Source organism: Halalkaliarchaeum desulfuricum (assembly GCF_002952775.1).
Taxonomy (GTDB): Archaea; Halobacteriota; Halobacteria; order Halobacteriales; family Haloferacaceae; genus Halalkaliarchaeum; species Halalkaliarchaeum desulfuricum.
This window is the reverse complement of the sequence record NZ_CP025066.1, coordinates 230061-254015: the sequence shown is the minus strand read 5'-3', so window position 1 is coordinate 254015 and position 23955 is coordinate 230061. Positions and strand designations below refer to the sequence as shown.

26 protein-coding genes and 2 pseudogenes are annotated in these 23955 nt (G+C 62.6%); 18 read left to right on the top strand and 10 right to left on the bottom strand.

Annotated features, from left to right (window positions below):
* Positions 1–92: 92 nt before the first annotated feature.
* Positions 93–566, top strand: a complete 474-nt coding sequence (locus tag AArcSl_RS01300; RefSeq protein WP_119813959.1) for an MGMT family protein — start codon at positions 93–95, stop codon at positions 564–566.
* 35 nt (positions 567–601) lie between these two features.
* On the opposite strand, the gene AArcSl_RS01295 is transcribed toward AArcSl_RS01300, so the two are convergent.
* The 3 genes from AArcSl_RS01295 to udk form a co-directional block, all read right to left on the bottom strand.
* Positions 602–2281, bottom strand: a complete 1680-nt coding sequence (locus AArcSl_RS01295; RefSeq protein WP_119813957.1) for a cation:proton antiporter — start codon at positions 2279–2281, stop codon at positions 602–604.
* On the bottom strand, positions 2274–4001 hold the full coding sequence (locus tag AArcSl_RS01290) for a cation:proton antiporter (RefSeq protein ID WP_119813955.1): 1728 nt from the start codon (positions 3999–4001) through the stop codon (positions 2274–2276). Before AArcSl_RS01290 ends, AArcSl_RS01295 begins: the two co-directional genes overlap by 8 nt.
* A 163-nt stretch (positions 4002–4164) precedes the next feature.
* Entirely contained in the window at positions 4165–4866 is a 702-nt protein-coding gene (udk, locus tag AArcSl_RS01285; RefSeq protein ID WP_119813953.1) for a uridine kinase, read from the bottom strand.
* Positions 4867–5035: 169 nt separating this feature from the next.
* Between udk and AArcSl_RS01280 the strand changes: the two genes are divergently transcribed.
* On the top strand, positions 5036–5551 hold the full coding sequence (locus AArcSl_RS01280) for a CBS domain-containing protein (RefSeq protein WP_119813951.1): 516 nt from the start codon (positions 5036–5038) through the stop codon (positions 5549–5551).
* On the opposite strand, the gene AArcSl_RS01275 is transcribed toward AArcSl_RS01280, so the two are convergent.
* Positions 5552–6883 carry an MFS transporter gene (locus AArcSl_RS01275; RefSeq protein WP_119813949.1) on the bottom strand — a complete coding sequence of 444 codons (1332 nt, stop codon included), beginning with the start codon at positions 6881–6883 and terminating at the stop codon, positions 5552–5554.
* A gap of 202 nt (positions 6884–7085) precedes the next feature.
* On the opposite strand from AArcSl_RS01275, the gene AArcSl_RS01270 reads away from it, so the two are divergent.
* From AArcSl_RS01270 to AArcSl_RS01230, 9 genes and pseudogenes are all read left to right on the top strand, one after another.
* Positions 7086–8219 (top strand): ORC1-type DNA replication protein, encoded by a 1134-nt coding sequence (locus tag AArcSl_RS01270; protein ID WP_119813947.1) that lies wholly within the window; start codon positions 7086–7088, stop codon positions 8217–8219.
* A gap of 69 nt (positions 8220–8288) precedes the next feature.
* Positions 8289–8711 carry a Fe-S cluster assembly sulfur transfer protein SufU gene (gene sufU, locus AArcSl_RS01265; RefSeq protein WP_119813945.1) on the top strand — a complete coding sequence of 141 codons (423 nt, stop codon included), beginning with the start codon at positions 8289–8291 and terminating at the stop codon, positions 8709–8711.
* A gap of 85 nt (positions 8712–8796) precedes the next feature.
* Positions 8797–9387: an Sjogren's syndrome/scleroderma autoantigen 1 family protein gene (locus AArcSl_RS01260; RefSeq protein WP_119813943.1), complete on the top strand. Its 591-nt coding sequence runs from the start codon at positions 8797–8799 to the stop codon at positions 9385–9387.
* Between the two features lie 163 nt (positions 9388–9550).
* Entirely contained in the window at positions 9551–10627 is a 1077-nt protein-coding gene (locus tag AArcSl_RS01255; RefSeq protein WP_119813941.1) for a glucose 1-dehydrogenase, read from the top strand.
* Positions 10614–11261: a transcriptional regulator GfcR gene (gene gfcR / locus AArcSl_RS01250; RefSeq protein WP_119813939.1), complete on the top strand. Its 648-nt coding sequence runs from the start codon at positions 10614–10616 to the stop codon at positions 11259–11261. Before AArcSl_RS01255 ends, gfcR begins: the two co-directional genes overlap by 14 nt.
* 57 nt (positions 11262–11318) lie before the next feature.
* Positions 11319–11663: a glutaredoxin family protein gene (locus tag AArcSl_RS01245; RefSeq protein ID WP_119813937.1), complete on the top strand. Its 345-nt coding sequence runs from the start codon at positions 11319–11321 to the stop codon at positions 11661–11663.
* Positions 11664–11876: 213 nt separating this feature from the next.
* Positions 11877–12443 (top strand): DUF7110 family protein, encoded by a 567-nt coding sequence (locus AArcSl_RS01240; protein WP_119813935.1) that lies wholly within the window; start codon positions 11877–11879, stop codon positions 12441–12443.
* 424 nt (positions 12444–12867) lie between these two features.
* Positions 12868–13641 carry an SDR family oxidoreductase gene (locus AArcSl_RS01235; protein ID WP_193588488.1) on the top strand — a complete coding sequence of 258 codons (774 nt, stop codon included), beginning with the start codon at positions 12868–12870 and terminating at the stop codon, positions 13639–13641.
* A gap of 76 nt (positions 13642–13717) precedes the next feature.
* Positions 13718–14351, top strand: a pseudogene (locus tag AArcSl_RS01230) (IS6 family transposase).
* On the opposite strand, the gene AArcSl_RS01225 reads toward AArcSl_RS01230, so the two are convergent.
* Positions 14344–14700 carry a hypothetical protein gene (locus AArcSl_RS01225; RefSeq protein WP_119813933.1) on the bottom strand — a complete coding sequence of 119 codons (357 nt, stop codon included), beginning with the start codon at positions 14698–14700 and terminating at the stop codon, positions 14344–14346. The pseudogene AArcSl_RS01230 and the gene AArcSl_RS01225 overlap by 8 nt on opposite strands.
* A 198-nt stretch (positions 14701–14898) precedes the next feature.
* Between AArcSl_RS01225 and AArcSl_RS17555 the strand changes: the two genes are divergently transcribed.
* From AArcSl_RS17555 to AArcSl_RS01205, 5 genes and pseudogenes are all read left to right on the top strand, one after another.
* Positions 14899–15030: a hypothetical protein gene (locus tag AArcSl_RS17555; protein WP_281259889.1), complete on the top strand. Its 132-nt coding sequence runs from the start codon at positions 14899–14901 to the stop codon at positions 15028–15030.
* Between the two features lie 132 nt (positions 15031–15162).
* Positions 15163–16209 carry a Glu/Leu/Phe/Val family dehydrogenase gene (locus AArcSl_RS01220; protein ID WP_119813931.1) on the top strand — a complete coding sequence of 349 codons (1047 nt, stop codon included), beginning with the start codon at positions 15163–15165 and terminating at the stop codon, positions 16207–16209.
* Positions 16210–16376: 167 nt separating this feature from the next.
* On the top strand, positions 16377–17528 hold the full coding sequence (locus tag AArcSl_RS01215) for an NAD(P)/FAD-dependent oxidoreductase (RefSeq protein WP_119813929.1): 1152 nt from the start codon (positions 16377–16379) through the stop codon (positions 17526–17528).
* A 98-nt stretch (positions 17529–17626) separates the two neighbouring features.
* Positions 17627–18034 (top strand): annotated as a pseudogene (locus AArcSl_RS01210) (MaoC family dehydratase); the annotation flags it as partial.
* On the top strand, positions 17922–18326 hold the full coding sequence (locus AArcSl_RS01205) for an MFS transporter (RefSeq protein WP_193588530.1): 405 nt from the start codon (positions 17922–17924) through the stop codon (positions 18324–18326). The pseudogene AArcSl_RS01210 and the gene AArcSl_RS01205, both read left to right, overlap by 113 nt.
* 36 nt (positions 18327–18362) lie before the next feature.
* On the opposite strand, the gene AArcSl_RS01200 is transcribed toward AArcSl_RS01205, so the two are convergent.
* Entirely contained in the window at positions 18363–18830 is a 468-nt protein-coding gene (locus AArcSl_RS01200; RefSeq protein WP_119813926.1) for a DUF2267 domain-containing protein, read from the bottom strand.
* A 153-nt stretch (positions 18831–18983) separates the two neighbouring features.
* Here AArcSl_RS01200 and serB point away from each other — a divergent pair, with 153 nt between their 5' ends.
* Together serB and AArcSl_RS01190 are read left to right on the top strand one after the other, a co-directional pair.
* Complete coding sequence (serB, locus tag AArcSl_RS01195; RefSeq protein ID WP_119813924.1) at positions 18984–19637, top strand: phosphoserine phosphatase SerB; 654 nt, start codon at positions 18984–18986, stop codon at positions 19635–19637.
* A 260-nt stretch (positions 19638–19897) separates the two neighbouring features.
* Complete coding sequence (locus tag AArcSl_RS01190; RefSeq protein ID WP_119821644.1) at positions 19898–20533, top strand: phosphoribosyltransferase; 636 nt, start codon at positions 19898–19900, stop codon at positions 20531–20533.
* A 211-nt stretch (positions 20534–20744) separates the two neighbouring features.
* On the opposite strand, the gene AArcSl_RS01185 is transcribed toward AArcSl_RS01190, so the two are convergent.
* From AArcSl_RS01185 to AArcSl_RS01170, 4 genes are all read right to left on the bottom strand, one after another.
* Positions 20745–22313, bottom strand: a complete 1569-nt coding sequence (locus AArcSl_RS01185; RefSeq protein ID WP_119813922.1) for an ABC1 kinase family protein — start codon at positions 22311–22313, stop codon at positions 20745–20747.
* A gap of 102 nt (positions 22314–22415) precedes the next feature.
* Positions 22416–22661: a hypothetical protein gene (locus tag AArcSl_RS01180; RefSeq protein ID WP_119813920.1), complete on the bottom strand. Its 246-nt coding sequence runs from the start codon at positions 22659–22661 to the stop codon at positions 22416–22418.
* A gap of 84 nt (positions 22662–22745) precedes the next feature.
* Positions 22746–23381 (bottom strand): transporter, encoded by a 636-nt coding sequence (locus AArcSl_RS01175; RefSeq protein ID WP_217563488.1) that lies wholly within the window; start codon positions 23379–23381, stop codon positions 22746–22748.
* A 7-nt stretch (positions 23382–23388) separates the two neighbouring features.
* Positions 23389–23931, bottom strand: a complete 543-nt coding sequence (locus AArcSl_RS01170; protein ID WP_119813918.1) for a hypothetical protein — start codon at positions 23929–23931, stop codon at positions 23389–23391.
* Between the last annotated feature and the right edge of the window lie 24 nt (positions 23932–23955).

The window sequence follows — 23955 nt, the reverse complement described above, 5'->3', positions numbered from 1 at the left end:
ACGTGCGCGGCAAGGGCATAAACGCCACGCCGTCGGTCACGACTCGAGCGTTTAAGGCCGGTGACGACCGAGGACCTCACAGGTGATCGAACGTGGAATTCGACGGGAGTTTGAACGGATCGACCGGCGTGTTCGCCCGGCAGTTCGACCGCATCGGCCGTGTGGTCCAGCTCGGCCTCGCGAGCGGGCGCGTCATCAGCGTCTCGTTCCCCGAGTCGGCGCCGGCGGACGCCGACACGGACCATCCGCTCCTCGATCGGATCGGGGCGTATCTCGGGGGCGAACGCGATGATTTCGAGGATGTCGGCGTCGCGCTCACGTTGGCGACGGACCGACGACGGGTCCTCGAGGCGACCCGGAAGATCCCGTACGGCGAGACGGCGACCGTGAGCCAGGTGGTCCAGCTGTCGGGGCTAAATCCGGACGAACCTGACGACGTCGAAACTGTCCGGGACGCACTCGATGAAAACCCGACGCCGCTTTTTATCCCGGATCACCGTGTCGAGGCGAAGACGGCGACGCCGGAAGACGTCGCCGAGACGTTGCGCGGGATCGAAGGGGGATGACCGAGAGGCATCAGTCCCCACAGTACGGATAGATGTCAAACGCTGACTCGTTCGTCGGCCGCGCGATACGGAGCACCACTGTACTCATCGATGGAATCCAGTGCCTCCTGGCGTAACATCTCCCTGTCGTAGTTCCCTTCGATCAGACCCTCGAACCGTTCCTCCAGGCGATCGGCAGCGAGCAGGTCCGAGACACTCACGTAGAACGCCCCGCTGTCGAGAAGCTCCCTGGCGCTGGCTCTGTCTTTCGACCTGACGATGACGTCGACCCGATTGGAATACGAAACCACGTGCTCGTTCACCGGGCGCGAGTCGGCCGTCGAGATCACCAGATCCGCCTCGGTCAGCCTGGCCTTTTCGAGGGTTTTCGGCTCGACTACGTCCCCGAAGACGTGGGCCCGACAGTTCTCCTGAAGGTCGTCGATGAGTGCGGGGTTGCTCTCGATCACGACGTACGATCGATCGTGCTCTTCGCAGGTTTCCACGAGCCGTCGACCGTGGCGTCCGTAGCCGACGATGACGATGTGATCGGTGAGGTCCTCGGGAACGTTGCTCCACCGTTCGACGGTTCTTCCATGGCGGCCCAGCAGTCCGTTATTGGCGAGCAGATGGTAGATCTCCTCGTCGTACTGGCGGGTGAAACTGGAGGTGAGCAACGTGATCGCGGCGGCGAGAATGATCGCATCGAAGACCGACGAGGCGAGCAGGCCCAGAAAGAGGCCTTCGATCGCGATGATGAGGGCGAACTCGCCGATCTGATCGAGGTTGAATCCCGTAAGCGTCGCCGTTCGCCGCTCGTACCCCTTGTATATCAGCAGGGCTATCGTCACCGCGGGTTTGATGATTCCGACCACGCCGACGAGAACCAGCGTCGTCACGATCACCTCCCACGTCGGCAGGGTCACCAGCGCACCGACCGTGATGAAGAAGATCCCGGCGAAGAAGTTGTTTATCGGTTCGAGGCCGTTGAGTACGCCGGAGTACTCCACGCCCTCGTGGGGGACTGCGACGCCGGCCGCGAACGCGCCGACGACGATCGAGAGCCCCACGAATTCGGCTGCTCCGAGGAACAAAAGCAACAGGGCGATCGTTCCGATGAGCAGCGACTCGTCGACGCCCCCGGAGAACCGAACGAGCAGGTCATACAGGTAGCGGTTTATCGCAATCGCGAGCAACAACAACATGACACCGTAGCCGAACTGGTTCGCGATCGGGTCCAGGGCGAACGCGCCTCCACTCACGATCAGCAAGAGGATCAGTGCGGTGAAGTCCTGTATCGAGTGGATGGATTCAGAGAGCCGATCATGAACTAACTCCAGAGTTCCGGGCAAGAACAATGTGGACCCGGCTATGGATGACGAGATCGCTGTCGCGATCCCCAGGAAGATCGCCTGTCCGGGACCGAGACCGAGAAGCAATCCGGCACCGAACCCTACCGGCCCGACGATCGCCAGTTGTGCGAGCGCGACGACCTCGCTGTCGCCGATCGCAGTCTGGAGGTCGGTCGTCTGGATGCGAACGGCGAAGGTGAACACGAGGAGCGCGATCCCCAGCCGCGCCATCTCGAGTTTGAGCTGCGGATCGATGAACCCCCCGGCGGCCAGCCCGGCGACGATCAGTGCGGGCGCAGTCGGCAGCCGGAGGTAGTTGGCCAGAAGGAGGAACGGGCCGGCGATGATAAAGACGATCGAAATGACGGTCAGTAGTTCAGTCATCGGAACTCCTCCAGGTGGCGCAGGTCTGTGGGAACAGTTCCTCCGACCGCAGGATCTCCAGATCCGCACGCAGCGTGTCCTCGAACTCCGACGGGTTCGTCAGGTACGTTACCAGATACTGTTGCAGTTGCTCGGCGGACAGCTGCGGCGTGACGGCGACGAAATCGGCACCCTGGTCGTAGAGCTCGATCGCATTTTGTGGCCATTCGGCCTCGACGAAGACGGTGGTGTCCGCCCCGGCGTCCTCGAGGAGGAGTTCGTTAACGTCGGTCTGGACCGACGAGGAGAACACGAAGTCTGCGTACTTCACCCTCGCTTCCTTGCGGATCTTTTCGTACTTCGCGTCCCCGAAGATGGCGTCGTATCCCGCCGCCTCGATCGCGTCGATCTCTGAAACGTTTCTGTCGATTACGACGATCTGCTCGTAGCGGTCGTCGAGCAGGAGCATCGCCCGTCGGGCGATCTCGTCGAACCCGACGACCACCACGTGGTCGTGATACTCGTCCAGTTCTGGGCGTCCTTCGTCGTCGCCGGCCCACCGATCGAGGGCCGGCCTGACACGCTCGAACAGTGAAGCGTTGTACTTGATGAAGTACACCGAGAGACTCATCGTCAACAGGGCAACGAGGGTGAGAAAGCCGAGGATCCCCTCGTCGATGAATCCACCAGTGACGGCAACCGCGCCGACGATCAGCCCGAACTCGCTCACCTGCATCATGTTGACGCTGCCGAGGAACGTCGTCTCGATGTCGAACCCCTGCCAGTCGATCAGGTAGAAGAACACGACGAACTTCGCGGGTATGAGAACCAGCGCTGCGATGACGGCCTCTTGCCAGAACGTGAACAGATCCGCGGCCTCCAGCTCTAGGCTCACGGAGACGAAGAACACCAGGATGAACAGGTCCGTAAGCGGGGCGACCTTTGCTTGCAGTTCCTTGCTGTACGGCATCTGTGCGATTGCGATCCCTGCCAGGAACGCCCCCATTTCGATCGAGAGGTCGAGTTCCTGGGAGACGAACAAAAACAGGAATACCCAGGAAATCGCAATGAGGAAAAACACCTGTGTGTCGTCGGCGATCCGCCGGAATATCGGCGGGAGGACGTATCTCGATGCCACCATCGCGACGACGCCGATCGCCACGACGAGGGCGAGAACGATCCCCAGCGTCGTCAACACGTCGACCGCGCTGTCGGGCTGGCCCGCCGCCAGGATGGCGAGCAGGATCACGACGACGATGTCTTGAACCAGCAGGACACCGATGTCGATCTTGCCGTGCAACGTGGTTGCAGTCCCCTTGTCGGTCAGCATCTTGATGATGACAGCGGTGGAGCTGTACATCACTGCCAGTCCGATGATGACGGACTCCCACTGACTGAACCCGAGAAGGAGGGCGGTCCCGAAGCCCACGAGGGCCACGAGCGCCATTTGCGGGATCGAGATCTTGACGATCGGCGCGAGGACGTGTCTGATCTCGTCGATGCGCATCTTGATCCCGAGGAGAAACAGGAGAAACGCCAGCCCGAGTTCGGCCATCGTCTCGGTCAGGACACTGGGCGAGACGAGCCCGAAAACCGCCGGCCCGAGCAGCAGCCCCGTCAGAATGTAGGCGATGATCGTCGGCTGTCCAGTGCGGGCCGCGAGAAACCCCACGACAGCTGCGGCGACGATTATATACCCGAAATCCGTGAGTAACCCGGGTTCGATCGCTTCTGCTACCATCTATCGATCTCCTGTAGCGCCGAGCAACCCAACGAGGTCTTCGCATCCCGTTCCTGGATATCTGGGATCATCGAGTCGAGTTGTGCATCGGAAAAGTGGGCCTCTCAAGTAAAGTGTTACTTCCGCGCTTGAGCGACGAGGATACGCGACGACCGCTGAGCAACTACTCTGTCGTCTGTGCCGAATCCAGGTCGAACCCTTCCGAAACCCGTTTTTCGATCGTCTCGCGATCCCACGACCGAACCGCGTCCCCCTCGACTTCCGCCTGTATCTTCTCTTCGAGCAGGTTCACGGCGACGCTGTTTGCCCCCTCGGGAACGACGAGGTCGGCGCGTTTCTTCGTCGGCTCGACGAACTGCTCGTGCATCGGCTTCACCGTCGAGAGATACTGTCGCATCACGCCTTCGAGATCCCGTCCCCGTTCGACGACGTCCCGCTGGATCCGCCGGAGGATCCGAACGTCGGCGTCGGTTTCGACGTACAGCCGAAGGTCGAGCATCTCGTTTATCCGCTCGTCGTACAGCGCGAGGATCCCTTCGAGCACGATGACGTCGGTCGGCTCGACGGTGATTCGCTCGTCTTTCCGGTTGTGGATCTCGAAATCGTACTGGGGCATCTCGACCGTTCGTCCCTCGAGCAGGTGAGTCAGTTGCTCCCGAAGCAGTTCCCATTCGAAGGCTGACGGGTGATCGTAGTTGACGTCCGAACGTTCCTCCAGATCGAGATGCGAGAGGTCCTCGTAGTAATTGTCAAGCGGAATCCTGGTGACGGCGTCCTCGACGTTTTCCGTAACCAACTGTGCGACAGTCGTCTTTCCAGCCCCCGTCCCCCCGGCGATTCCGATCACGAACGACGGAATGGTCATGTTCGTACGAGCGACATCTGGACGCAAAAGGGCGACGGGTCGTCGACGATCCGGAAGGCCGACGGGTTGTCGCTGTCCCGACCGATCGACGCAGATTATAAAACTACGTGCAGCACCGATATAACCGTACCGGGGGCAGTTTTTACAGGATGGACGGTAAGATACGGATATGAGGGACGAACCGACCGTCAGGGACGTGATGCACCGGGAGTTCCTGGGGGTGAGCGAGTCGGACGCACTCGAGGACGCCGCCGAGCTACTGATCGAGGAGAACGCCGACTATCTCGTTGTCCTGCGGGGTCACGAGCCGGTCGGCTCGCTTTCAGCCCGCAACGTTCTCGCTGCGGTGCTCTCCGAGGAATCGCTGGAAAACGACGTCTCCGCGGTCATGGAGCCACCCGTACCGACCGTGTCGGCCGAAGAGCGCCTCGCGGATGTCGAGGAACTCCTGCTCGGGGAAGACGCGGGACAGCTGATCGTCACCGAGGAGAACGAGGCGATCGGCGTCATCACCGAGCGGGACCTGCTCGCGGCGACGACGACAGTTCGGGAGCCGACACATATCCACGAGGGATCCGATCCGGCGGTCGAAAACAGCATCTGTGAGGTGTGTGGCTCGCTGTCCCCGGAGCTCACGTCCGTGAACGGGCAACTGGTCTGTCCGGACTGTGGCGACGGGTTCTGATCACGCGTACGCCTCGAACTCTTTTCCGTACACCAGGAAGTAGCCCGTGCCGACGACGCCGATCGCGGCGGCGATCGTGAACGCGACCTCCGGGCTCACGAACTCCCAGAGGGCGCCGCCGATCGCCGCGCTCGGGATCACGATCGTGTTCCGCAGCAGGTAATAGGTCCCGGTGACCCGACCGCCTGTGCCGCTCTCGGCGGGGCCGACGATGAGCGCCTTGTGCGAGGGGAGTCCCGCGAAGCGCAGCCCCGAAAACGCGAACACCACGACCAACGCCGCCGCGCTCGCGGGGGTGTTTATGAGTACAACCGGAAAGATCGCGTAAACCGCGAACCCGACCGCGACGACCGGCTTGAGTCCGACAGACTCGGCGAATTTCGCGGCGGGGGCCATCACCAGCAGCGCGATCAACATCTCCACGCCGAGCAGGTAGCCGAAGAAGGCCGCCGGCGAGAGGCTGACGTCGTAGCTGAACCCGCCGACAGCGATCGTCGTCTCAAGGCCGACCTGGAGGATCTGCGTGACCACGAGCACGAAGAAGACGTACACCATCCCGTTGGCGAATCGAACGAGCGTGTCGCCGACGAGCAGGGGGCGAAGTTCCTCGGGCATCTCCCGCAGGTCCCGACGGATGCGCGCGATCCCCTCGAAGGAGCCGCCGATCGTGTCCGCGCTGGCGTCGTACAGGAAATGCTGGGCGACCGTCCCGACGACGCCGAAGACCACCGCCACCGCGAGCACGTACCGGAAGCTCACCGTGAAGTCGGGGTGGAGATCGATGAGGATCGCTGCGAGCACCGGTCCGACGAGAAACGCTGTCCGACGAAACGTTTCGGTGCTGGCGAAGCCGGCCGCAAGCCGCGAGGGATCCGTCGCCTGTTTGACGACCGCGAAGGTCGCGCCCAGCCCGAACGACTTCCACGCCTGGGCGAGCAGGAGGCCGACGAAGATCCAGACCCACGGCTCGATCGTGACGCCCGCGACAGTGAACGCCCCGATGGTCGGCGCGAACAGCCAGACGGCGAACCCGAGCGTCGAAAAGAGCCCGAAGACGGTAAGCGCGTACCGGGAGCCGATGCGATCGGAGATGGCTCCGCCGGGATACGGATAGAGGGCGGAGATGATGTTGCCGAACGTGCCGAACAGTCCCACGACGAACCCGGTCGCTCCGAGCGCGACCATGTACTCCGGGAGGAACCGGTTCGTCATCTGGAACCCGAGGCTGAACGCGAACATCGCCAGCGAGAGCACCAGCACGTCGCGCTGGAGGGCGAAGAACTGCCGGAACGCGTCGATCGGACCGGATGCTTCCGCCGTCTCCTTCGCCATGGCCCACAGTTGCGAGGAACGCAGTAAAAAAACGACCCCTCCGACAACGCGCGGTGACTCGCAGCGACGCGGCTCCGACAGCGCCCTGAAACTGAACGAGATACGTCAACTAATGGGTGCGAGCGGGCCCTAAAAATGAGGATTTCACTTCCACTCCGAGGCCGGGGAACGGTTAAGTGACCGGCGATCCGTGATACAGCCGATGGGAGACGGCCACGACGATGGGATGCTCTCGTGGGACGAATCGGTGTTTCGCGACGAGCACGTCTTCGAGATCGACTACGTTCCCGAGACGTTCAAACACCGCGAGAGCCAGCTCGAGAGCCTGAAGTACGCGCTTCGCCCGGCCGTCCGTGGCTCGCGACCGCTCAACACGATGGTTCGTGGGCCGCCGGGAACCGGGAAGACGACCGCCGTCCAGAAGCTGTTCGGGGAGCTTCGCGCCCAGACGGAGGTCAGAACGGTCCACGTCAACTGCCAGGTCGACTCGACCAGGTATGCAGTGTTCTCCCGGCTGTTCGAGGCGATCTTCGACTACGAGCCGCCCTCCTCGGGTGTCTCCTTCAAGAAGCTGTTCCGCCAGGTCGCAGAGCAGCTCGTCGAGGAGGACGACGTCCTCGTCGTCGCGCTCGACGACGTGAACTACCTCTTTTATGAAAACGAGGCGTCCGACACGCTTTATTCGCTGTTGCGCGCCCACGAGGCCCACTCCGGCGCGAAGATCGGCGTGATCTTGATCTCCTCGGATCTGGATCTGGACGTCGTCGACTCGCTCGACTCCCGGGTCCAGAGCGTCTTCCGCCCCGAGGAGGTGTACTTCCCGGTGTACGACGTCGACGAGATCTACGACATCCTCCACGAGCGGGCAAAGCGGGGGTTCCACGACGGGGTCGCCGGTCGGCCGGAACTGGAGCGGGTCGCCGAGCTGACCGCCGAAAGCGGCGATCTCCGGGTGGGGATCGATCTGCTCAAACGCGCGGGGCTCAACGCGGAGATGCGCGCCTCCCGAACCGTCTCGACGGAGGACATCGAGGAGGCGTACGACAAATCGAAGTACGTGCACCTCTCGCGGTCGCTCCGCGGGTTGACCGACTCCGAGCGGACGCTTCTGGCCGTGGTCGCCGACCACGACGGCGAACAGGCGGGCGAGGTGTACGAGGCGTTCCACGAACGGACCGACCTCGGCTACACGCGGTATTCGGAGATCGTGAACAAGCTCGACCGACTCAACCTCATCGAGGCAGAGTACACGGATGTCGACGGGCGGGGTCGGTCGCGTTCGCTGGAACTCCAGTACGACGCCGACGCCGTGCTGGACCGGCTCGAAGACGTCTAAGGTTCCCCGCCGCCACTGTAGTTCCACCCCGGAACCCTTTTGAGCGGCACTCGACTAATTCGACCCACAATGGGACTGGGCTCGGACATGTATCGCCAGCAGATCCTGGATCACTACAAGAACCCCCGCAACTACGGGGAGTTGGAGGATTCCGACTTCAGCCACGTGGGGGAGAACCCCTCGTGTGGCGATACGATCCGGATCGACGTGCGACTCGAGGACGACGGCGAGACGATCGACTACGTGGCCTTCACCGGCGACGGCTGTGCGATCTCGATGGCGAGTGCGAGCATGCTCTCCGATCGTCTTCAGGGAATGACTCTGGAGGAACTGGACGAACTCGACACGGACACCGTCACCGAGATGCTGGGTGTAGACATCTCCCCGATGCGGATCAAGTGTGCCGTCCTCGCGCGGCAGGTCGCCCAGGACGGCGCCAAACTCCACCGCGGCGAAGTCGACGATCTGGGGCCGACCCGAACCGAAGACTGAACGCGGAACTTCTCGTTCTGTTGGCTCGTATCGCTCTGTCCCCGTTTCCGTCGTCTTTTTCCTTTTTAGGGCCGTGTGTACGGATATGAGTGATTTCGACAAGGAAGCCGAGCGGGAGAAACTCCGCGAGAAGTACGAACGCGACCGAGAGAAGCGTCAGTCGACGCAGGTGATGAGCGACCTCCTCCTGAAAGGAGCGACGATGACCAATCGTCACTGCGACACTTGCGGCGATCCCATCTTCCGGTACGACGGACAGGAGTTCTGTCCGACCTGCCAGCGTTCGGAGGGTGACGACGGCGGCTCCCAAGAGCTCCCTGAAGACACGAGAGAGACGACGACTGCCGACGAACGTCCGACGGGGGCCGAACGGAGTGCTGTCGACGCCTCGGATAGACGGGAGATGTCGCCGGAACAGTCCGGGACGGCCGGCGGACCCGCCGGAGACTCCTCGTCGAACGCTCGCGACACATCCGAAAGCGTTGGCGATTATCCGTCAGATGCCGTCGACTCCCCGCCGGTCGAGGGAGGGCTCTCACAGGCCCACGACTCGCTCGTCCGGACGGTCGTGAAGTTCTCGCGCGCCGCCGAGTCCACTGACGACCCGCGACGCGCGCGAGAGGCGCTGTCGGCGGCGCGGGAGGCCGCCGAGACGCTCGACGTGCTGCGACGATAGCTGATCTCGGACGCTGTCGCCCCGCCGTTTGGGGATTCCCCGCTTCGTTTTCGAGGACTCGTCGTGCGGTGCTGGAGCTTCTGGTCCGTTCGCCCCCTGCCGGGATGCAGTCTTTACTCGATATAGAATAAATCTTTTGTGCCTCCTCCACTTGCATGGACACATGGAAGCCATAGCGGTTCGGCGCGAGGGCGGGAACGCCACCGTTGAGCGCATCGAAAAGCCCCGTCCGGAACCGTCCACGGGGGAGGCGCTGGTCCGGACGCTCCGCGTCGGCGTCGACGGCACCGACCACGAGGTCATCGAGGGGGTTCACGGGGACTTCCCCGAAGGGGAGGACCACCTCGTGCTCGGCCACGAAGCCGTCGGCGTGGTCGAGGACGCGAACGGCACCGCCCTCGAGGAGGGCGAACTGGTCGTACCGACGGTGAGACGCCCACCGAACGGGACGAACGACTACTTCGAACGGGGAGAGCCCGACATGGCGCCCGAGGGACAGTACCTCGAGCGGGGGATCGTCGGTGCCCACGGGTTCATGGCGGAGTACTTCACCTCCCCTGCGGAGTATCTGGTACGGCTGCCGCCGGAACTCGCGGAGTGGGGGTTTCTGGTCGAACCGCTCTCGATCACCGAAAAGGCGGTCGAACACGCCGAGGCCACGCGGTCGGCGTTCGACTGGCAGCCCGAATCGGCGCTCGTGCTCGGCAACGGCAGTCTCGGACTGATCACCCTGGCGGCGTTCGAACGGGAGTACGACCGGACGTACTGTCTGGGCCGGCGCGAGCGTCCGGATCCGACGATCGACATCATCGAGTGGCTCGGTTCGACGTACGTCAACTCCACGGAGACGCCGGTGTCGGAGATCCCGGCGGCGTACGAGGCGATGGATCTGATCTACGAGGCGACCGGCTACGCCCCGCACGCGTTCGAGACGATCGAGGCGCTGGCGCCCAACGGCGTCGGCGCGCTACTGGGCGTCCCCGGGGACTGGTCGTTCGAGATCGACGGGGGGAAGCTCCATCGGGAGTTCGTCCTCCACAACAAGGCGCTCGTGGGTAGCGTGAACTCCCACGCCGGCCACTTCGAGGCGGCGATCGACACGCTTGCCGGCCTCGATGAGGCGTTCCTCGACCGGCTTGTCACCGGCGTCTACGGGCTCGACGAGTACGAGACGGCGTTCGCGGATGACGACACGACTATAAAAACAGCCGTCGAATTTGCATCTCATGAAGAACGTTGACGACCTGATCGAAAGCGCAGCCGAACTCGCGGAACGCGGACTCTCGAAAGGGGAGATCGCAGACGAACTGAACGTCTCCCGGGAGACCGCAAGCTGGCTGGTGGAACGCAGCGGCGCGAACCGGGTTGAATCCACGCCGGAGCCCGCCACCGCCCGTCCCGCCGACATCCACGTCGACTGGAGCGCGATCGGCCGCGACTCCGCCCGACTCACCCACGTCGGCCGGGCGATGGCGGACCTGCTCTCGAAACAGGGCGAGGAGGTCGATCTCACGATCGGCATCGAGAAGGCCGGTGCGCCGATTGCGACCACCGTCGCGCGCGAACTCGACACCGACCTGGGGACGTACGCGCCGGCGAAACACCAGTGGGACGAGGGCGACATCGCCGAGAAGGGCGGCGGGTTCTCCCAGAACTTCGCGACGATCCGCGACCGGGAGTGTTACGTCGTCGACGACACCATCACCTCCGGGACGACGCTCACAGAGACGGTCGAGGCGGTCCGCGCGCAGGGAGGCACCCCGGTCGCCTGCTGTGTCCTCGTCGACAAACAGGGCGTCGAGGAGATCGATGACGTGCCCGTCTACTCGCTTGTGAACGTCGTCCAGGTCGCCCGCGAGAGCGACAGCGAATAACAGATCTCGACTCTCGGCGGCGGAACGCATTTCCCTGTCAACTTCTAACGGAAGTCGATGACGTTCCAGCCAGGCGGAAACCTGTCTCAAGCGGAAGTCGACGAGCGAGTCGACAGAGCGATCGAGGAGAACGACGTCGTACTGTTCATCAAGGGGAACCGACTGATGCCACAGTGCGGCTACTCGAAGCGGGCGCTCCAGCTCGTCGGTCAGTACACAGAGGAGTTCGAGGTGGTCGATGTGTTGCCGGCGCTTCCCGAGTACCGGGAGGCTCTCGAATCTCACAGTGGATGGGAGACGATCCCGCAGACGTTCGTCGACGGCGAGTTCGTCGGCGGGAGCGACGTGCTCGCAGAGCTCGACGAACGGGGCGAACTCGAGTCGACGCTTTCGGACGCGTGACGCTTTCGGACGCGTGACGCTTTCGGACGCGTGACGCTTTCGGACGCGTGACGCTTTCGGACGCGTGACGCTTCCCTCGAAGCTGTGGGGCGTCCTGAAGGATAGCTCATATAACCCCTCGGTGCGTACTAGGGAGTAGACACCGTCGCCGTGCGGGGTGTACCGCTGCCCCCGACACGCCGGAATCCGATCGATCAACGACCGCTTCAATCCATGTCAGGCCGCGTATTCAGACTTCACTCGACGCTGGAACTGCCCCTCGAAGACGTCGAATCGTTCTTCGACGACGACCCAGAACTGCCGCCGGAGGTGGAAGACGTCGAGATCACCCGGCGGAACAACACGCTGATTTTGAAGGCCGTCTCGGCGGACGACAGCATCAGCAAGTACACGCCGACGGCACAGCTGAAGGCGAGCGTCACCGAAACGCGCGTCTACGAGGAGGAGCCCCCCCGGGCGGGCGGCCCGCAGTGGGCCCGCGAGGAGGAAGAGGAGATCCCCTCCGAGCTCGTCGAGTTCGCCTGTTTTAAAGGCGACCGGGAGACGGTGCTGCAAAACACCGCCCTCCAGTATCCGATGTTCCTGGTGCTCCGTGAGATCGCGCTGTTGTCCGAGAAGGGGACGCTCACCGCGATCACCGAGTCCGACGGTGAACTCCAGGCGACCCGGATCGTCGAGGGGGAGGAACGTCCCGCGAGCGTGGAAGTGGTCGAAAGCCCCCGCAGCGGCGACGGGGAGGGCGGCGTGAACTGGCGGGACAACAAGTTCATTTCGGAGTGACAATATAGAAGAGTTCTACATTTGTCTAGGTCAGTAGTGACTTCTGTGCTTGAGTAAAATGGGCACCGAGTTAGCCGCGATCTCCTCTCCGGTTTTGTCCGTATCCAGAGGCCGTTTCTGCCTCTTGACGTAGCAAATCACGTAGATACGTCTCAATCAGGGACAGCCGTTGGACAGAGACGAAAAGCCCCATTTTGTCGCTACAAACGCTCCACGTGGGGGTTGTTACAAGCCAGAATTTGCGTGACATAAAATGCAGAGCTACCAGTTTCTCAAACCGTTTCAGCAAAACCAGAGCAGAAACTGCTGAAGAATGGCTTAGATTGCTCGCCTTCGCATGGAATTAGCTTAACTGAAAAATACCTTTAAACCGACACATATCTTTATTCCAGTACTTGTCCAATAACAAAACGGTGTTCAGCCAATGACAGCAATGCTCAGCGGACAAACGGCAGTAATCACTGGGGCAGCGAGCGGGAACGGACGGGCGATGGCTCACCGATTCGCGGAACACGGTGCCGATATTGTTGTTGCGGATATTCAGGTGGAACCACGTGAAGGCGGAACGCCGACACACGAAAGTGTCGAAGAAGAGACAGAGGCGAGTGCAACCTTCGTAGAGTGTGACGTGACCAGTATCGATGACCTTGACAGTGCAATGGATGCCGCCGAAGAGTTTGGCGGCGTCGATACGATGGTTAACAACGCCGGCGTGTTCCGGTCCGAAGATATGTTGAGTCTCTCGGAGGAGGAGTTCGACTGGCTGATGGATATCAACGTGAAAGGAGTCTACTTCGGGACACAACGAGCAGCCAAACGGATGGTCGACAACGGTGGCGGATCGATTATCAACCTCTCCAGCGTTGCCGGACTGGAAGGAACCGGCGCATACGTCTCCTACTGTGCCAGTAAGGGCGCAGTCCGACTGATGACCTACGCCTCCGCTGACGCGCTCGGCCCGGAAGGAATCAGAGTCAACGCGATTCATCCGGGACTCATCGAAACCAAGATGACGACTGAAGATGTGCCGATTCTTGGGACTGACGCGGAAGATGAGTTTCTCGAGAATGTTCCGAGTGGTCGTGCAGGAACGCCGGGCGATGTCGCCGACGCGGCGCTATATCTGGCAAGCGACCTGAGCGATTACGTCAACGGGGAATCACTCGTCTTGGATGGTGGAATGAGCAGTTCGGGGTAAGCGACTCATCACACCCCCCACGCTGGTGGTGTTCAGATAAGGAGTGAAAAGTGGCGGTGCGTTTTCAAAGTGACTTATGCCCGAAAACGACTGCCTCAGCGGTAATATCGACCAGATCGACTTAGAGTTTGTCGAACGCGAAGCGACACCACGTTTTCTGATGAAGCTCAGTATTCAGCTGCATCTTGCTGGACAGTCTCTTTCAAATACTGTATCTATTCTTGAAATATTTGGTGTCGAACGTGCACGGTCTACTGTTCACAACTGGGTTCACAAGGCAGATCTACAGCCCGAATCTGGACAGAGTCCGGGTCACGTTGCGGTTGACGAGACCGTGATCCAGCTCAATGATGAGCAGTACTGGCTGTACGCTGCTGTCGATCCCGAAACAAATGAATTGCTCCACACAAGGCTTGATGCGACCACAAACAAGCGATTGCTCACGCATTTTTTCTGAACTCCGCGAGAAACACGACGTCGAACGCGCCGTGCTTCTCGTCGATGGCTCCCACTCACTGAAAGACGCCTGCCGCCGGCACGGCCTCGATTTCAGCTCCGGTAAACATGGAAATCGGAACAGCGTCGAACGTCTCTTTCGAGAGGTAAAACGACGAACTATCTGTTTCTCAAACTGTTTCAGCAACGCCGAAGCAGACACCGCCGACGATTGGCTTCGAGCCTTCGCCTTCGCATGGAATCAGCTTATCTGAACACTGCCTTCGTGGGGAGGTGCTCGAAGAGCTGGTTTGCGACTTCTCTTACGTTGGGGTCGTGACGAACGCCGTTCTCGATACTCGCCAGCCTCGTCTCGAAGCCCTGCAGTTTGTCGTCGAGACGCCCAATCGCTTCGAGAACCTCGCTGTTGTCTCGGGTTGGTCCTGACTGGGTTTGTGTGTCAGGTTCGTTACTACTGACCTCTTTTTCGACTGCCTGTCGGATGAGGTGAGACAGGCTTTGGAACTCCGCACCATTTTCATCAAGATGCTGTTTCCACCGTGCCTTCTGGTCTTCTGTGACGACAACGTTGACCTGCTGGTTGCGTTCATGGGTGTTGCTCATCGGTGCTTAACCTATCTGCTAATTGTCGTGACATACTCATAATACTTCTTGACCTTGCTGACAGGAACAAGTTCATCAGCGAGTGAGCCGCGACACCGAAGTACAGTGACTGGTTGCTCAGAGGGTCGGAAACAATCGGGAGTTCTTTACGAGATACCCGTGTAGGGTCCACTCGAGAAGTCGAAACACGAGTTCACGATGATTCCATCCGACCCACGGACGTTCCTGATGAAGGCGTTCACCGTCGTCGTTCTGCTCTGGTTCCTCAGCCTCTGGTTTCCCGCATTTCTGGAGGCGCTCGCGGCCGTCCACGTCGGCGGCTTTCTGTAGGGGCTCGCCTGTAGCGCCGTTGTTTTCTCGCTTTCGCCGCCTCGCCCGGTTCCTCGTTCACGTCGGGATGGACAACACCGTCCCTCCAGCCAAACCGCAGTATTCTTTAAGGAATATTCATAATATAAGGGCATGGTTCTCGACCGGATGACCGACTACGGCCACGAGGCGGTAACGTACGTTTCGGACCCGGAGACGGGTCTCCAGGCGATCGTCGCCGTACACGACACCACGCTCGGGCCGGCGCTGGGCGGAACGCGGATGCTTCCGTACGACACCGAGGCTGACGCGCTCCAGGACGTGTTGCGTCTCTCGAAGGCGATGACGTACAAGGCGGCGGCCGCCGACCTGGACCTCGGGGGAGGCAAGGCCGTCATCGTTGGCGACCCGGAACAGAAGACTGCGGAGATGATGGCCGCCTACGGACAGGCGGTCGACGCGCTCGGTGGTCGCTACATCACCTCGGTCGACATCAACACCGGCGTCGAAGACCTGGACGTCATCGCCGACCATACCGACCACGTGGTGGGTGTAAGCGACGGGCTGGGCGATCCGTCGCCGGTGACCGCCTACGGCGTCTTTCGCGGGGTCGAGGAGACCGCGAGATACGAACTCGATCGACCAGTGTCGGAGCTCTCGGTGACGATCCAGGGCATCGGCAAGGTCGGGACGGGGCTGGCCGAACGGCTACTCGAGCGGGGGGCCGACGTGACGGTGTCGGACGTCGACACCGACCAGCTGGAGTCGTTCGCGGACGAATACGGCGTCGCCACCGTCGCACCCGAGGACGTCTACGCGGAGCCGTGTGACGTGTTCGCGCCGTGTGCGATCGGCGGCGTGTTGAACGACGACACGATCCCGCAACTGAACTGCGAGATCGTGGCCGGCGGAGCGAACAACGTACTGAAGCGTCGCGACCACGCGGAGATGCTCCAGGACCGCGGGATCCGGTACGCCCCGGATTACGTCATCAACGCCGGCGGACTCATCACCGTCCACACCGAGCACGTGGATGGCACGATCGAGGACGCCTTCGAGAAGGCAGACGCGATCGGCGACCGGCTAATCGAGCTGTACGAGCGCGCCGACGATCGTGGCGTGACCCCCCTGCAGGCCGCCCGGGAGTACGCCGAAGAACGGCTCGAACGTGGGCGCGACCCGCTCGCGACGCCGGCCTGATAATGATTATTCTAGGCCGTAACCGGACGATCGGCGGGCCGGGTGGCCGATCGACCGGTAAATCGCTACAATAATCAGTATGAGTCGTCTTCTCCCGCTCTGACGCGTCCGGCAGTTCGTCCATTGTGCTGTCAACTGTTAACTGATGTGACCACGTTGCCAGTGACATGCGCGTTGCGATCGTCGGCGGCGGGATCGTCGGTCTGGCGAGCGCGTACTACCTGGCCGATCGGGACGTCTCCGTCGCCGTCTACGAGAAGGACTCCATCGGGGGCGGGAGCACCGGTCGGGCGAACGGGGGGATTCGCGCCCAGTTCACCTCGCCGATACACGTGCGGTTCTCCCGGGAGAGCATGCCCGTCTGGGGGTCGTTCGAGAAAACGTTCGGCGTGGAGATCGGCTACCGCCGAACGGGGTATCTGTTTCTCGCGAGAACCGAAGGGACCGCCGAGCACCTCCGGGAGAACGTCGCCAGACAGAACGATCTCGGCGTCCCCAGCGACTATCTCTCCCCGTCGGAGGCGATCGAGCACTGTCCCGGCCTCTACGCCGATCGGTACGTCGGTGCCGCCTACAGCCCCACGGACGGGTTCGCGGATCCTCACCTCGCCCTCCAGGGGTTCCTGCGCGGCGCCGGGGAAGCGGGCGCCGAGATCCACACCGGCGTCGAAGTGACGGACCTCCAGGTCCGCGACGGCCGGGTCGAACGGATCGAGACCGAGGACGGCGTCTCCGAGGTCGACTTCGTGGTCAACGCCGCGGGGCCGTGGGCGGGCGAGATCGCCGAGATGGTCGGCCTCGATCTCCCGGTGTCACCCCGCCGTCGACAGTTGCTCCTTGCGGAGCCGGAGCCGCCACTCCCACCGGACGCCCCGATGACGGTCGACGTGGACGAAAGCGTTCACTTCCGCCCGGAGTCCGACGGCGCAGCGATCGTCGGCGGTCGGAACGCCGACGGGGACCCGGAGCACGACCCCGATCGGTATCGGACCTCGAACGACCCCGACTGGACCGTCGACACGCTGGAGCGCGCCGCCGACGTCGCCACCTACTTCGGTCCGGAGACGGCGGTCGTCCGAGGCTGGGCGGGGCTGTACACGGTGACGCCGGATCACCACCCGATCGTCGAGGAACCGATCCCCGGATTCGTAAACGCCGTGGGGTTCTCGGGACACGGGTTCATGCACGCCCCGGCGACCGGACAGGTGGTCGCAGAACTGATCCTCGATGACACGCCGGAAACGGTCGACGTCTCCCCGCTTTCTGCCGACCGTTTCGAACGCGACGCGGAGCTCCACGAGGGGACCGTAATCGACTGATTGGGAACCGTCGAGTGGGGTGGTCGAGTGACCGTTCGAGCGAAACAGAGTAGTCGTCCGGCCATACACTTACGTCGAGTTGCGGCGTGTGTCGGATCGTGACTGACGAACCCGACGACACGACAGACACCGAATCGACGCCGAAACGGCTCGTCGAGGGCTGGCACGGGCGCTACTTCGAGGACTTCACCGCTGGCGAGGTCTACAAACACCCGTTCGGTCGCACGGTCACCGAGACCGACAACGTCTGGCTGACGAACCTGACGATGAACTTGAACCCGATGCACTTCAACGAGGCGTACGCCGCCGAAACCGAGTTCGGCGAGCGCCTCGTCGACGGGACGTTCGTCATCGCCCTGGCGGTCGGGATGAGCGTTATCGACGTCTCCATCAATGCGACCGCGAACCTGGGATACGACGACGTTCGCCACCATGCGCCGGTGTATCACGGCGACACCATCTTTGCCGAGAGTGAGGTGCTGTCGAAACGCGAGAGCAGTTCCCGCAGTCGCCGTCGGTGTGGTCCCGTTCCTGGCGATCGCCCTGTGTCTCGGCGTCGCGCTGTTTACGATCCAGCCGCTCCAGCAGGCCACGGTCGCGAGTTACTCCTCACCAGAGACGCGGGGACTCTCGTTCGGCTACACGTACCTCGCCATCTTCGGGATCGGCGCTCTCGGCGCCGGGCTGGCCGGAACCGTCCTGACGTACGCCGACGTCAATGTGCTGTTCGTGGTGCTCGCAGTGATTGCGATACTCGGATCTGTCCTCGCGTTCGGCGTCCGACAAATCGGTCGATAAACTCTCATCCAGTAGCCGAACCGGGCGGACGCCGAATCACTCGGAACCTGACTCGGGCTGCGGGCCCCCCCCGGTCTGGGCCTCGTGGGCCTCGCTCCAGCCGCCGGCATCGACGATCTCGAACAGTTTGCGCCAGTTCTCGTCGTCTTCGCTTTCCGGCAGCATATCCCGGAGCTGTCGGAAGTCGGATTCCGGCACCTCCGAGTGGACGAGGTCGATAACGATCCTGGCGTGGTGGGCGGCGTCTGGCGGATCGGCGTTTTCTATTTCGCTTACCCGGTCGATGAACTCGCGCCAGTCGAACCGCTGGCCGTGCTCTTCGACCGCGCCGGTCAGGTACCACTTGATCTCCATCGGCAGCGAGGCCGCCAGATCCTCGGCGTTCTCTTCGGGGATCCGGGAACCCAGCGTCATCAGGGTCGCCCGGATCGCGCGCACCGCCCGTCCGCTGTCCGGAAGTTCGAGTCTGTGCTGTACGGTCCCGGTGAATTCATCGAAGTTCATACAATTGATAGATTCACCGGGACTATCATTAATTTAGGTGTGGGTTCTTGCAGGCTGAGAACGGGATCGGTGTCGGCGGGTTTCGAGCCGGTCACGCGCACACCGCCGTGTCATCACCCTCAAGTTATGTCATCCGGGGTCGTAGAATGGAATATGAGCTTCGTGGTTTTCGACTTCGACGGGACGCTCTCTGAAACGGACGCCACCGTACTGCTCGGACGCGAATACGGCGTCGGTTCCGAGATCCGGGGCTTGACGGAGCAGGGACTCCGCGGCGAGGTGGAGTTCGAACGGTCCCTTCGACAGCGGGCCGCCCTCCTCGAGGGGATGCCCGAACGCGAGGTGGAGGCGGCCTTCGAGCGGTGCAAACTACGGGAGGGTGCCGCCGAACTGATAACCGCCCTCAGACGGTCGGGGGTGACTGTCGCTATCGTCACCGGTGCACCCGAGGACGGCGTCGAGGCCGCGCTCGAACGGGCCGGTGTCGCGGTCGATCACCTCGTCGCGAACGAGTTGCCGATGGAAAACGGCGCGCTCACTGGCGAAATCGAGGGACTGCTCGTCGACGCGGGCAAGGATCGGGCCCTCCAGGAGCTGGCCGCCGCCGAGGGCGTCGACGCGGGGGAGGTCATCGCGGTCGGCAACGGCGCGATGGACCTGCCGATGCTACGGGCCGCCGGAACAGCGATCGGGTTCCAGCCGGAACCGCTCGTGGAAGAGTACGCCGACGAGGTCGTCACGTCGATTCGGAAACTTCGACTCTACTTCGAGCAACACGGCGTCATCGACGTCGGCAACGAGGAGTGAACGTCATCTAATGATTATTCTAGGCCGTAACCGGACGATCGGCGGGCCGGATGGCCGATCGACCGGTAAATCGCTACAATAATCATTAATCGACGTCGGGAACGGCGGGTCAGGCCGACGGGTTTCCGGCGGTGCTCGGGACGCCCGGCTCCCGCTGGCCTGAGGGACCTCGCGGCCGCAAGCTCGCAGAAAACAGAACGTTTTCCCGCTCGTCGGGAACCTTCGATCAATACACGGTGTCACGGAACAAACTAATGGATATGTCCGGGCAGACTCCATTCCACGATCGAACGGATGCGGGCGAGCGTCTCGCGGCGGAACTTCGCGAGCGGGACGTCGAGGCCGACCTGGTGCTCGCAATCCCGCGGGGAGGCTTGCCGCTGGGGCGGCCAGTCGCCGACGAACTGGGAGTGCCGCTCGACGTCGTCGTCGCCAAGAAGATCGGCGCACCCGGGAACCCCGAGTACGCCATCGGGGCGGTCGCGAGCGACGGAAGCGTCTGGCGCAACGAGGAGGCGTTCCGGAGGCGCCCGGTCGACGAGGAGTACTTCCGGCGAAAGCGGGACGAGGAAGCGGAGAACGCGCGGCGAAAAGCCGAGCGATACCGCGAGGGCGGGCCCGAACCCGAGGTTGCCGGAAAGCGGGTCGTCCTGGTAGACGACGGGGTAGCAACGGGCTCGACCGCCCGTGCGTGTATCGAACAACTGCACAACGCGGGGGCCGAACGGATCGTTCTCGCCGTTCCGGTCGGTCCTCCCGAGACGATCGAGGAACTAGCGAAGATTACCGACGAGGTGGTCTGTCTGGAGAGACCGGGGTATTTCACTGGAGTCGGCGGGTTCTACCGACGGTTCGATCAGGTGTCCGACGAGGAGGCGATAGCGTACCTCGAGTAGCCCGACGGACCTCAGGACATCGCTCGCCTCACACCAGCCGCGACGAGCCTGTGCGACGCCGAGATGCATGTACGCGAGTTCGTCGGCGGTGTTGGCGTTCGTCGAGACCACCAACGCGGGGCGTTCGGGCTGGGCGTTGACGTTCTGGTTGGGCGTTGATCTCGATCGCGACGCGTTCCGCGGCTGCCCCCTTGCTATCGAGTCGAGGCGATCACGCCGAAAAATGGCGTCCCAGAAGATACGCGAGGACGAACCCCGTCGCGAGCGCGAACGCGAGCAGTGCATACCGTCCCTCCTGGAGGCTCAACACCGAGCCCGCGACGAGCAAGGCCCCGGCGAGTACCGCATACCCCAGGTACGGATCGGTACGGCGGTCGTCGACGGCCTCGGTGCGCACGAGGATATCCCCGCGCTCGAGTTGTTCGACTGTTCGTTCGAGTCGCGCCGGTGTTCGCAACAGCGCCGGGAGAGCCGTCTGCAGGTCCCTCGTGGTCTCATCGAGCAGCGCCTGAAATTCTGTTTCGATGAGCCCCTGTTCGACGAGGAACGACCGGACGGCCTCCAGGAAATCGAACTCCGGATCGAGCTCGCGACAGACCCCCTCGCCTACGGTGCCGACCCGGATGAGTAGCATTACGTCGGGCGGGATGCGAAACGGGAAATCCCGGAGCATCGACGTCATTTCAGTGAGTATCGCCCGCCAGGTTATCTCGGGGCGTCCCTGGAGGTTCTCGATGACGAGCTGAAGTATTCGACCGACCTCCGTGCGGTCGACGCCCGGATCGAGCACGTCCAGGGCGACGAGCGCGTCGACGAGGCCGTCGACGTCGCGCCGGACCAGCGCCCGGTAGAGTCCGACGATGTGCTCCTGGACGGTTGGCGGCAAGTGCTCGCTCATTCCGAAATCGTAGATTAGCAGGCGTCCGTCGTCGGTTACTGCGAGGTTTCCCGGATGGGGATCCGCGTGGAAGATGCCGTCGACGACTCCCATCTCGAGATAGACGTCGACGATCCGCTGGGCCATCTCCGGGGCGTCGACGTCGACTCCATCGAAGGCGTCGTCGTCGGTTATTTTTCGTCCCGCACGGTACTCCATCGCGAGCACTCGGTCGGAGGAGAGTTCCTCGAGGGTAGCCGGGATCACGACGCGGTCGTCGTCGGCGAAGTTGTTCCGGATCTCGGCCATCATCGTTCGCTCCCGCTCGAAATCCAGTTCGTCCAGGATGATCTCCTCGAAGTCGTCGGCGACGTTGCGGATCGAGTACTGTTGTCGCTCGGGCGCCAGCGCCGCTATCAGCGGAACGAACCCGGCCATAACGCGGAGGTCGCGCTCGACGACGGCTTTCACCCCCGGGCGTCGAACTTTCAAAGCGATGCGGCCCCCGTCGTAGGAGGCAGCATAGACGAACGCCAGCGACCCGCCGGCGACGGAGTCGGCCGACATCGTGTCGATTTCGTCGCCGAGTTCCTCCTCCAGGACCGTCAGCGGGTCGCCACCGACCCCCTCCGGCACCTCGTCCTGGAGCGTACCGAACACTGTCGCGTACGTCGGCGGGACGATGTCGGGGCGCGTCGAGAGAACCTGTCCGACCTTTATGAATGCCGGGCCAAGTTCCAGCAGCGTATCTCGTATCCGTTCGGCCCGCTGGTGGTGAATCTTCTCGTCCGGGCGACGCGGCGGGCCGAACAAAAGGAACCGGCGCCGGTCCCGAAGGAACGCGAGTGCGAACGGCAGAAACCGCACCAGAACGACGAGGTACCTGTAGTATAGCCCCCTCATCGCCGTCGAACCGGACGGGGGGCGGTCCACTTGCGGCTCATAGACCGACGTTCGCCCGTTCGGTACTTATAAGACCGGTGCCGGACCAGCCTCCGAATCCACTCAAAAGAGATACAGCAGAATCGCAAGCAACCACCCGATTCCGGTTATCGTCGACGCCGTGACGTTGGCCGCCGTCGGCTCGATCGGGGGGTTGCGAACGATTGCCTCGTACAGGATAATCGTGGCTGCGAGGCTGCCGAGCGCGAGTCCCTGATGGAACCCCAGGGGGTCGAGGAGACTCGCGAGGGCACCCAGCGCCAGCGCGGCCGGAACGGCCGCGAGGAGTTTGTCGTAGTAGTCGACCATCCCTCGTCTGGAGAAACGATGCCCAACCGTAAGGAACTGCTGTCAATTCTCATTCGCCCGGAACTGCATCCGTTGTTTTGCGGCCTACGAGCGGTCGCCTTCGAGAAGCGCCGACGCGGCCCCGCCGGCGCCGGCGAACACCAGGGGATAGACGATCCCGGCGAGGGCGACGCCCGCCAGCCGGTCGGGTGCGGCACTGGCCCCGCCGACGGAGATTTCGAAGACGAACAGGCCGACGATAGACAGCACCAGGTAGCCGACCAGGACGGTCACTCCAGCGATCGCCCCGTCGGTCGGGTCCGATGCCCCTTGATACCGACCGATTGCAAGCCCAGCCAGCAGCAACAACACGACCGGGATCACATACAGGATGACGGTGAACCCTTCCTCGCCGCCGATGTACGAGGTCGTATGGCCCCCGACGATCGGGATGTCTCTGAAGACGGTGTTCACGAAGTGGGCGTTGTAAAACACCCACCCGACCATCTCGTAGGTTGCCGGCTCCCCGTCCAGCGCCTGGATGATCTGATTCAACGGGGAATCGCGCACGCCAGGTGCGACCACCAGATACGTGGCGACGTATCCGACTATCCACGCGAGCAGGCCGGCCGCGGCACCCTCGACGAGCGGTATCTCGCTTTTGTCGACCGTCCCGGTACCGTCCGCGTCGTCGGTTCCGTTCTCGGGTTCCCCCGGGATCGTGGTTTCACTATTGCTCACGAGTAATCTACCTCGTTCCGTCGCCTTCGGTGTTGGGATCCTTTTCCCCGTCTCCGACAATCGCGTCGGCGATCAGGTCGGCGCTGGGATCGAGGCCGGCGTACAGCCGCGCCGCGATCACGGCCAACACCGGGAGCGCGAGCAAAAGGAAGATCCCGTCGTATAGCCACTCGAACCCGTCGAAAACTGGGGCTGAGATGCCCGTAAGGCCGCTGTGGGCGACGATCACGGCGACAAGAACCACGAGCCAGTGGACGACCGACGCGAGGTTCTCAACGACGTCCTTCGGGCCGTCGAGCACCAGCCGAACGACTGACGCAAATTTCGGTGCGGTGTACACGAGCAGTCCCACGACGACGACGGTCGCGATCGCGGTCACGACCGCCGCGAACGTCACCGGCGTCTGTGGCACGAGCCGATCGATACCGGGCAAAAGCGTTGCGAGGTACAATACGAACACGAGCGCGACTGCCGAAAGCAGTAGCTTGCTCGCCGAACGGACCTCGTTTCGCCCGATGGCCTTTCGGAGGGTCGTCGAATCTAGGTTCATGATCGCAGTCGGTGCTGAGGGCCA